At 58.7% G+C, this 9,869-nt stretch carries 5 protein-coding genes and 4 pseudogenes; 2 read left to right on the top strand and 7 right to left on the bottom strand.

Annotated features, from left to right (window positions below):
* Positions 1-139: 139 nt before the first annotated feature.
* Together QCE73_RS38955 and QCE73_RS38960 are read right to left on the bottom strand one after the other, a co-directional pair.
* Entirely contained in the window at positions 140-979 is an 840-nt protein-coding gene (locus QCE73_RS38955; RefSeq protein ID WP_309886129.1) for a DDE-type integrase/transposase/recombinase, read from the bottom strand.
* Positions 980-1,340: 361 nt separating this feature from the next.
* Positions 1,341-1,685 (bottom strand): annotated as a pseudogene (locus tag QCE73_RS38960) (DUF6431 domain-containing protein); the annotation flags it as partial.
* A gap of 240 nt (positions 1,686-1,925) precedes the next feature.
* Here QCE73_RS38960 and QCE73_RS38965 point away from each other — a divergent pair.
* Positions 1,926-2,468 carry a type 1 glutamine amidotransferase domain-containing protein gene (locus QCE73_RS38965; protein WP_309886131.1) on the top strand — a complete coding sequence of 181 codons (543 nt, stop codon included), beginning with the start codon at positions 1,926-1,928 and terminating at the stop codon, positions 2,466-2,468.
* A 97-nt stretch (positions 2,469-2,565) separates the two neighbouring features.
* Here QCE73_RS38965 and QCE73_RS38970 read toward each other — a convergent pair.
* From QCE73_RS38970 to QCE73_RS38980, 3 genes and pseudogenes are all read right to left on the bottom strand, one after another.
* Positions 2,566-4,855 (bottom strand): annotated as a pseudogene (locus QCE73_RS38970) (FdhF/YdeP family oxidoreductase).
* An 80-nt stretch (positions 4,856-4,935) separates the two neighbouring features.
* Positions 4,936-5,766 (bottom strand): catalase family protein, encoded by an 831-nt coding sequence (locus QCE73_RS38975; RefSeq protein ID WP_309886132.1) that lies wholly within the window; start codon positions 5,764-5,766, stop codon positions 4,936-4,938.
* Positions 5,751-6,014: a hypothetical protein gene (locus QCE73_RS38980; RefSeq protein ID WP_309886134.1), complete on the bottom strand. Its 264-nt coding sequence runs from the start codon at positions 6,012-6,014 to the stop codon at positions 5,751-5,753. The genes QCE73_RS38975 and QCE73_RS38980 overlap by 16 nt, the downstream gene beginning before the upstream one ends.
* A 210-nt stretch (positions 6,015-6,224) precedes the next feature.
* On the opposite strand from QCE73_RS38980, the gene QCE73_RS38985 reads away from it, so the two are divergent.
* Positions 6,225-7,361 (top strand): glutathione-independent formaldehyde dehydrogenase, encoded by a 1,137-nt coding sequence (locus tag QCE73_RS38985; protein ID WP_309886136.1) that lies wholly within the window; start codon positions 6,225-6,227, stop codon positions 7,359-7,361.
* Positions 7,362-7,537: 176 nt separating this feature from the next.
* Here the strand turns inward: QCE73_RS38985 and QCE73_RS38990 are convergent.
* Positions 7,538-8,491, bottom strand: a pseudogene (locus QCE73_RS38990) (IS701 family transposase); the annotation flags it as partial.
* 575 nt (positions 8,492-9,066) lie between these two features.
* Positions 9,067-9,588, bottom strand: a pseudogene (locus QCE73_RS38995) (IS3 family transposase); the annotation flags it as partial.
* Positions 9,589-9,869: the final 281 nt, after the last annotated feature.

Here is a 9,869-nt window from a genome sequence, read left to right on the forward strand (position 1 = left end):
CCAGGTGGGCAAGAAATGCAGCCGCAAAGCCTCACTCACGATAGACCCACCGGTGTTCGGGCCCAAATTGATAAATACAACGGCTTGTTCAGCGTTGCCCTAAATAACGATCTCGTCCTGCTTCACGGGGTGGGGGAATTTACGCGCCCATAAGTAGGGGAAGTTGAACTGCCCGCCGGGGGTGCCAGCGCTCGAGCTTGCCCTTGCTGGTCGGCTGGTACGGCCGGCAATGCACGAGCCGGATTGACAGTTGCGCGCAGATGCCCTGCAGCGTTGAGGCACGATAGGCTGCGCCGTTGTCGACGACGAGCGTCTTCGGCACGCCGCGTCTGAGCAGCGCCTGCTTGAGCACGCCTTCAATGTCGAGCGCCGTCTCCGAGGTGCAGAACGCGCTATGAGCGATCAGCCGCGAGGCGTCGTCCATCAGCGACACGAGGTACGTCTTTGTACGCTTGCCGCCGAAGGACAGCGTCGGGCCGTGCAGCACATCGCCGTACCAGATCGAACCGGCATACTCGGCCTCGAAGCTGCGTTTCTCCTCAGGCACGACATCGGGACCGGCAATGCGTGAGATGCCGTGCGCCTTGAGCAGACGATGCACCGCGCAGCGCGAGAGCGTGTCGCGCGGAACCACGCCGGCGGCCTCCAGCAGCAGCCGGATCTGGCGGATCGAACGGCGCGGGTTCTCGCGTTTGGCCGCGAGCACGGCGCCCTGTATGACTTCAGGCAGCTTCGAGCGGCCCACATCAGTACGGGCGTGATCGGCGAGTCCCGTCAGACCATCACGTCGCCATGCGTAGTACCACTTGAGCAGCGTCTTCTCGCTGATATGACGCCGCCGCGAGCCGGGAATGGCGTATTCCTGCTGCGCGAGCTGTTGGACGATCTGCTGCAGCTCGCCGTGGCCCAGCCGTTCGCGGCTGACGAGCGGGCCGAGCACCGACAGGCGAAACAGGGCCTTCGGATCGACTTCGTTCATAGGTGTTCCCCGTAAAAATGAAGGAACCCGTATGAAACCGACAATGCGCGAGATCGGGCAGTGAGCAAAGTGTGTGGGGTACCCGGCGAAGCGCAGACTTCGTCGTCGCGCAGCGAACGGGGTTCCCCCGATCACGGGACAGCGACACTGTCGTGATCGAGCCAGGCCATCGCTTCACACAGTGCATCAACTGGAGACAGGCGAGCCAGAAAGTGGCGAAGCCGACGCTGCGTCCGAGCGATGCAAACCGGCTGCGCAGATGGAAAGAGAAGTCTTCGTGGACCGTTGACAACCATCGCCACCAGCGCCGCACGGTGTGATAGCCGAGCGCGAAGATCGCGGCGGTACGGCGCAACGAGGCACCCGCGATCAACAACTGCAGTACCTGCTGCTGCAGCGCCCACCCATACCAGCGGCGCGGGCAGATGCACAGCGGCAGGCGCGAGCACGTGCGTCGGCACGACGGGCACTGGAAGCGCGGCACCGCAATGGGATTCAGGTCGCCGTCGGCGCTACGATCAGCCTTGCGCTCGTAACAGCCGTGCCCCCAGAGGCAACCGAAGCCGCAATGCGGGCAATGATCGGGGCGGTATGACTGAGGTGTGGTCACGACGGCGCGAAGATGCTGTTCGAGCGTGAGAAACGCAAATACAATTCGGTGCATGGCCAGTTTGTTCTTGATGTTCGTACGGCGTCCGGAAAACATCGCACGATATCAGAGCAACACTGGCCATCCTCACATCCGCTGGGTCTCGCGCTACGCGCGGTCGTGTTCTGAAATTCCACCTCGTCGATCACGCGACAAACTCATCTCCTGCACCTCGAATTGTTCGCGACGTAACACGTGGGCACACCCGTTGCTCGAATCTCATCGGGTCTCACCTTTCCCGCTCCAGCCGTCGGGGAACGCACGACCGCCACTTTATACGTCGCAAGGAGTGTTGAAATGTCTATTTCGCTTAAAGGCCGCAGAATCGCGATTCTTGCTGTCGATGGTTTCGAAGAGGCAGAGTTGGTAGAGCCGCAACGCGCGCTAACTGAAGCCGGCGCCCAAGTGGATGTGATTTCGCAAAAGCTCGGAGAGATTCAGGGCTTCAGGCACGTCGACAAGGCCAACACGGTCCAAGTCGATGGGACACTTGACTCAGCAAAGGCAGCGGACTATGACGCCCTCGTACTCCCGGGCGGAGTGGTCAATGGCGACGCAATCCGTAACGATGTGCACGCCCAAGGTTTCGTCAAGGCTGCGAACCAGGCCAACAAGCCGATCGCCGTGATTTGTCATGGTGGCTGGCTACCGATTTCTGCAGGCATCGTCTCTGGCCGGACGATGACGAGCTGGCCAAGTCTGCAGGACGATGTGAGGAACGCTGGAGGCACCTGGGTAGACCAAGAAGTGCAGATCGATGGAAATCTGATCACGAGCCGCAAGCCCGATGACCTACCCGCGTTCAATCAGGCGCTGATTGAGGCGCTTGCGAAAGCTTAAGTTACGTTCGTTTCCGTCGCGACCAATTGCGTCTCCTTTGTGTTACGGCCGACTCTCATCGCGACGGCTCCAGCGCGGCATATGCCGGATATTGCGTTTAGCATCGCAGCCCGCGTATGCGCACTGGAATCGCCTTTGCCGCCGGCACCTTACTACGTTTGGCATGATGCGCGAGCGGAACCAGCGGATTGCACTCTGGATAATATCCCAGCGCACAACCTGCAGGAATATCGAATGCATGGGCCCGCAGCCCGTCGATACTCCGGGTTACGCCGTCGTTCGACACGGTTGTCACCGTCAGCGCCTGGTCTTCCGCGATGTTCAATCGCGTCCTGTCCTCGCGGTTCATCAAGATGACCTCACGCGTGTTAAACACACCACGGAAACGGTCGCTTGAGCCGTACACCGTCGTATTGAATTGATCGTCGCCACGCGTGGTCATCAGTCGCAGCGTGCGCTCACCTTCGAAGTCCATGTCCGGAACTTCGCCCATGCCGTCCGGGGTGATGAAGTTTGCCCGGCCATTCTTGGTTTCCACTCGCGTTTAGCTGCCGGAATCGGCCGGTGAAAGCCGCCCGGCTGGGACATCCGTGCATTGAAGTCTTCGAACTGTTCGGGATAAGTCGTCTCGATGGCATCGCGTACGAGCGAATAGTCGGCGGTCCATGCGTCCCAATCGACCTTGCCACGCCCGTGCAAGGTTGCCTTCGCCAGTCCGGCGACGATCGCCGGCTCCGATAGAAGGGAGGCGCTTGCGGGCTTCGCGAACCCTTTCGACGCATGAATGCAGGCCGTGCTGTCTTCGACCGTCACGCTCTGCGGACCAGTTGCCTGCTGATCTACCTCGATCCGTCCAATGCACGGCAACAGATAGGCAGCGCGCCCATGCAATAGATGACGACGATTCAGGTGCGTCGCGACCTGCACCGTGAGCGGAACATTTTCCCACGCGGGTTCGAGCACGTGATGGTCCGGCGTAGCGCGCGCGAAATTCCCACCCAGGCCGATGAACGCATCGAGGCCGCCGTCGCGCAACGCGGCACATGCATCGACGGTAGACATGCCCTCTTCACGCGGCGGCTCGAATGCGTAGAGTTCGGCCAACTTGTCCAGCGGCACAAGCGCGGGCTTCTCCGTGATTCCCACCGTGCGCTGTCCTTGAACGTTGGAATGTCCGCGAATGGGACAGATGCCCGCCCCCGGCTTGCCGATATTCGCCCGAGCAACATCAGATTCGTGAGCATCTGCACGGCGAGCACGCCTTCACGATGCTGCGTGATACCCATGCCGAACAGGATCATCACGGCTTTCGCGCGTGCATATTCGGTGGCGGCCGCTTCGAGTGCGCTGCGCGTGAGTCCGGACTGGACTTCGATATCGCGCCAGTCGGCCGCCCGCATGGCAGCGGCGAAAGACTCGAAGCCATGCGTATGCTCTGCGATGAATGCCGCATCCAGCACGCGTGCAACGTCATCACGTTGCGCCCGGTCATCTGCCTCGATCAGCGCTTTGCATATCCCTGTTACCGCCGCGATATCGCCGCCAATCTTGACTTGCAGATATTGCGTGCTGATGGCCGTCTCCTTCGTCGACATCATTTCCACGGGAGACTGAGGATTCGCGAAGCTCACCAACCCGCGTTCCTTGACTGGATTGAACGTGACAATGCGCGCACCGCGCTTTCTCGCTTCCTGCAAGGGATGCAGCATGCGCGGGGCGTTCGTGCCCGTGTTGTGCCCGAAGAAGAAGAAACAGTCGGTATGCTCGAAGTCATCGAGCGTGACGGTGCTGACCGGCGCACCAATCGTCTCCGGCAGCGCCACCGACGTGCTTTCGTGGCACATGTTCGAACTGTCGGGAAGATTGTTGGTGCCGTAGATCCGCGCGAACAACTGGAACATAAACGAGGTTTCGAGCGATGCGCGCCCGGACGTGTAGAACACGGTGCGCTTCGGCGCGAAGTCGCGCAGCATTGCGCCGATCTCCTCGAAAGCGCGTTGCCAGGAGATCGGCACGTAGCGATCGGTGGCGGCATCGTAGCGCATCGGCCCGGTCAGTCGACCTTGCGCTTCGAGTTCCCTATCCGTCCATGTTTCGAGCGCGGCAAGCGTGTGATGCGCAAAAAAGTCTTCATCGATTCACTTCTTCGTCAGTTCCCACGCGGTGGCTTTGGCGCCGTTCTCGCAGAATTCAAATAGGTGCGGATCTGCGGGTTTGGCCCACCAGCAACTGACGCACGCAAAGCCATCCGGCTTGTTTTGATGCAACAGGATGCGCTCACCATCGAGCGCGACATGCTCCTTCACGAGCGCCGACGCAACGGCTTTCACCGAACCCCAGCCACCCGCCGGGTGATCGTATTTTCTGATGCTCGGCAACTTGCTCATGCTCGCCTCCTTTGCCAATCGTTTCGACTTGCTCGCTTCGACGAGATCGCGACTGCGCTCGAAGGGTAAGGAAGCCGCGGTCACTTGTGCATTGGGCAACCATTGAACGTTCCGCGAAACTCCGATGACATCTCGTACGCCGGCTTGCGTGAACGCATGACGCCACCCAAAGGGCGGTGGGCTGCCAGTCCATGCCACGGACTGAACGCCAGGCCGTCCTCGAAGGCGACCGAGCGAGCCTCGTCCCATGCAGGCTGCGACGCCGCTCGGATTCGTGCGACCGCGACATACGGGCTTTCGTCTTCAGGCCATTGCACGGATGCATCTTCGATCGGCATCTTCTCAATGTCTGTCGCGAGCTGGACGCGCACTTCGCATTCGCCCTTTTGTGTGGCGAAGAATTCGTTGACTGCATCCCGTAAGGCGTCGGGATGACCGTTCACGGCGAGCGGCACATCGGTCAACGCCCTAAGCTTTGGCGACACCGGCGCGATGCTGAGCTTGGCGAAGTAAGGACCGTAGAGTACGGGAACACAGCTATAAAACGTCTCGCCCAAGATATGCGTTTCAGGATGGCCGCCGAGGCTCTTGAGCGTACCGCTTTCGCCGCCGACTGCCTCCACCACTTTCTCCGCGCCGCGTAGAACGGCCGACAACACTTTCTTTCCCGTCGGCGCGCGGTCTGTGGTTTTAGCGAGCAACTTTAGATTCGAGAGAAACGCTTTGGGCGTCGCCGCGGTGAAGGCCGGCGCATTGATCATCACGAAATCTTGCGTGGTCTGCGTCTTGCTTCCCTGCAAGCGCTCGCCTTCTACATCCGCGATCTTGATCGCCAGCCCGCGCGGCGTCGATACGCTGTCACTGAGAACGTCGCCAGGATTGGTCGAGAGCCGCATCAAGACTTTATGCACCCCAGCGCGTGAAAACACGCCTTGCGCGAGTTGCGCCGGCAAGTCGTCGAAACCGTCAGCTCGCCCTCGAGAAGGCCATGCTCCTTGGCGTGTACACTCCGAACGGCATGCTCGCATTCCTTTGAGGTGGTTTCGAGGATGCTGCGCATCGTTTCAACAAGCTCGCGGGTTGTCTCGGCTTCATCCTCAGGAATCTGTTCGTACGTCGGGTCAAACGGAAGGGGGTGAAGGGTCAATGGCGTCATCATGGGGGACTCGAAGAGGAATGTTAAACGCGTTTCATCGAGCAAGCGCAATCGCTATGCCGTTATTACGGCCGAGTCGTCAGACACCTAGATTTGTTCACAACAATCCGATTTGGAGAACACCGTCATCATCTGTGCTCCTTGGGTATATGGATTGCTTAAACGAGAACAACGTCGCCGCCTTGGCGCACGTATGCTCACAAGGAGATCCGTATGAAAGCGCTTGTGTACGAAGGTCCGCGCAGCGTGGCCGTGAAGGAAATGCCGGACGCGAAAATCGAGCGGCCGAATGATGTGCTAGTGAAGATCACCACGACCAACATTTGCGGTTCTGATCTGCATATGTACGAGGGACGTACCAACATGGAGAGTGGCCGGATTCTTGGACACGAGAACCTTGGGGTTGTCGTGGAAGTTGGCCCGGGTATCGAGCGCGTCAAAGTCGGAGATCGGGTATGCCTGCCCTTCAACATCGGATGCGGCTTCTGCAAGAACTGCGAGCGTGGGCTCACGGGATTTTGTTTAACGGCCAATCCTGGCATGGCGGGTGCCGCGTATGGTTTTGCGGGGATGGGACCGTATAGCGGAGGACAGGCCGAATATCTGCGCGTCCCGTTCGGCGACTTCAACTGCCTGGTGCTGCCACCCGACGCTCAGGAAAAAGAGAACGACTACGTGATGCTGTCGGATATCTTCCCGACCGGTTATCACGCAACCGAACTTGCGGGCATACTTCCAGGCGAGAGCGTCGTGATCTATGGCGCGGGGCCCGTCGGCCTGATGGCTGCCCTTTCCGCGCAGATTAAAGGTGCGAGCAAGATCATGGTGGTCGACAGTCACCGAGACCGTCTGAAGCTTGCAGAGAAGATGGGTGCGATCCCGATCGACGACAGCGACGGGACATCGGCCGACCAGATTCTGGAAATGACCAATGGTGAAGGCGCTGACCGTGGCTGCGAATGTGTCGGCTATCAGTGCAGCTGCAAGGGTCACGAAGTACCGGCTCTTACGATGAACAATCTCATCAAGGCAGTTCGACCGACCGGCGGCATCGGCGTCGTCGGTGTGTTCGTCGCCGAGGATCCGAAGTCCGAAGATGACTTGTTCAAAGAAGGGAAGCTGGCGATTGACTTTGGCCAGTTCTGGATGAAAGGCCAGAAGATCGCTACGGGTCAGGCAAACGTGAAGGCCTATAACCGCAGATTGTGCGATCTCATTCAGGCCGGCAAGGCCAAACCGTCGCAGATAATCTCGCACCAACTCCCGCTCGAGCAAGCAGCGGAGGGATACAAACATTTCGACGCGCGAGACGAAGGCTGGACTAAGGTCGTGCTCAAAACTGCTGCTTGATCTATTGGTGAAGGCGGACGCGGCACGGTTCGGTCGCGTCCAACTTCGCACGCAATAAAAGCGGCTCTCTTAGTACTACTGTGTCATAAAAATTGTGAGTGACGGAGCAATACGGGCATCTCTGTAGTCGCCTGGAGATATGAGCAGCAATTCGCCATCGCAGCGTTGCGATCGAGTCAGCTACGTGTCGCTGCATGCGCTGGGGAGCCGCGTGCGATGTAGTCCTTGGGTAAGGCAGGTGCACTGCGGATTTCGAAGTTTTTTTTACTGCCTTCATTGAGGCGCTGTGCGACGAGAAATCCATAGGCGGCAATGCATAGGGACGCGTGATGATGAAATCCACGCCACCCACGGCCCTCGAAGTGTCCAAGGCCGAACTCCTGCTTCAGATCCTGGTAGTCACGCTCAATGCGCCAGCGCATCTTTGCAACGTGAACGAGATGTTCGACAGCCGTCGCATCGGGCAATGTGCAAAGCCAGTATTTGGTTGACTCGGGTTCACCAATGGGCCACTCGATAAGCAGCCATTCCTCATCGCGAGGCGTAGCCCGCCAATAATCACGATGAGAGGCCCGCACGCGCAACGCCGCAAAGCGGGAACTCAGGGCGGTACGCGTACCTTCGCGCCACGAAACGGTCTGATAGCGGGATGGTTCGAGCGCTAGCGCAAGGTCTTTCACTGCGACGGGATTATGTCCCGGTACTCGTCGCTGAAGGCTTCTTGGTCGGCCAGCCTTGCCTTTTGAAGATTCAGCAGGCAATGGAGCAAGGCCCGGTGGCCAAACGCGAGTGCTCGACTGGATACCCACCGCGTATTGCAGTCCCATTTCACTAATGCCGTCACGAAACGCCGTGTCGTTCCCATAACCCGCATCCGCCAGCACCACTCCGTTCGGGGCACCGCTTTGCCTTGCCTCGCGCAGTTGCGCGATAGCAATCTGCGGCTTGGTTGCAAACTCAATTTCCTCGGGCACCCCGGCCAACCGCCGTCTCTGCGGATCGTCCGCCCATTCCTGCGGCAAGTAAAGCTGATAAGCGACGGGCAGGCTCGCCTCCGTGGTGGCTACCGACAGGCTCACGGCTACCTGGCAATTATCCTGCTTACCTAACTGACCGCAATATTGCCGCGCCGGCCTTGAGACGTTCGAGCGTGAGAGGCTGGAACTCCGGCTCACTGTGTCCTGCACGTTGTTCCGGAAGATTATCGAATTGACTCATCCTTTTCACTCCTCGAAGAACCAGCGACAGGATGACTCAAAGTCACGACGACGGGGGGCTGTTAAATTTTTTTTGACGGCGGATAGTCATGCTGAACACCGCGCCGGGTATCTGGGATCACTGCACGAGCACGGGCCACTATGCCATGCATGGAAATGGCATGATAGATGCCCGGTATTCACCGAATTGATGTCAGGTTGAGAGCGTCATAATGCTCTTACTCTCAGGTCCGGTGGCCCTCGGAATGGCCGGACATTCAGCCAGCGCTGCGGCGCTGGCTTTTCTTTACATATAGTCCTAACAGCCTGCTCATAACAACCGCCATTGAAAGCGGTTCATTCGTTGGTTCGCGGCGTCAACACCAGTGGTAACAGATATGATCTGTATTACTGAATTTATTTTACATAAAGCGAATTAGCGATATTTCGTGATGTAGCGGCTATATCCTAATGTCGTGTTCGGGGTGCGGCGGGATTCTTGGACTGGTCTATGTCGTCAGCCCGAGACTTTCCCGGTATTCAATCGGACTGAGTGCGCCAAGCGAGATCTTGATCCGTTTCTCGTTGTACCAGCGAATGTACGAGTCAACGATCTCAATGAATCGGTCGATGCTGATCGCCTGCCAGTCCCGAGAGTAAAACAGTTCCGTTTTCAGCCGTCCAAAGAAGCCTTCGCACGCCGCGTTGTCGGGCGAGCATCCCTTGCGCGACATTGAACGAATCAGATTGGCCTCACGTATTCGGGTAAGCCAGCCTGGCCAGCGATAATGCGCACCGCGATCTGAATGGACCACAGGTCGGCTGTTGCTGCTGCCCATTGCTTCGATGGCAGCATCGAGCATCGTGTTCACAAGCTCGGCGTCTGGTCGCGTACCGATCGACCAACTGATCACAAGCCCATCGAAGCAATCAATGATCGGCGACAGATAGACTTTGCCGGCAGGAATCTGGAACTCCGTGATGTCCGTGAGCCACTTTTCATTCGGTGCTGCGGCCTGGAAGTCCCTGTTTGCGTATTTCACACCAAGCTGGACAGCGATTTCGCGGCAAGCTGGACAGGCATATCACGTGAAGGTGGACACGGATTTCACGGCAAGCTGGACAGCGATTTCACGCGAAGCTGGACAGTAACCTCGTGAGGTAGCGACGCGGGTCAACCGTGGCACGCTCGACGATTTCGTCGAGAGGCCACATTAGACAGCGTCAAGCGGCACGGCCGGTCAGCGACAACTATTCTGGCCGGTCGACGGGTGTAATTGTCGCTGGCTAGTTCATAGTTGTCGCTTCTCCA

Origin of the sequence: Caballeronia sp. LZ029 (assembly GCF_031451275.1) — a bacterium.
GTDB lineage: Bacteria > Pseudomonadota > Gammaproteobacteria > Burkholderiales > Burkholderiaceae > Caballeronia > Caballeronia jiangsuensis.

What these genes read in the sequence shown, in the direction of transcription:
- QCE73_RS38965 (WP_309886131.1), top strand. Translation starts at nt 1,926, where the DNA reads ATGTCTATTTCGCTTAAAGGCCGCAGAATCGCGATTCTTGCTGTCGAT.
- QCE73_RS38955 (WP_309886129.1), bottom strand. Translation starts at nt 979, where the DNA reads ATGAACGAAGTCGATCCGAAGGCCCTGTTTCGCCTGTCGGTGCTCGGC.
- QCE73_RS38985 (WP_309886136.1), top strand. Translation starts at nt 6,225, where the DNA reads ATGAAAGCGCTTGTGTACGAAGGTCCGCGCAGCGTGGCCGTGAAGGAA.
- QCE73_RS38980 (WP_309886134.1), bottom strand. Translation starts at nt 6,014, where the DNA reads ATGATGACGCCATTGACCCTTCACCCCCTTCCGTTTGACCCGACGTAC.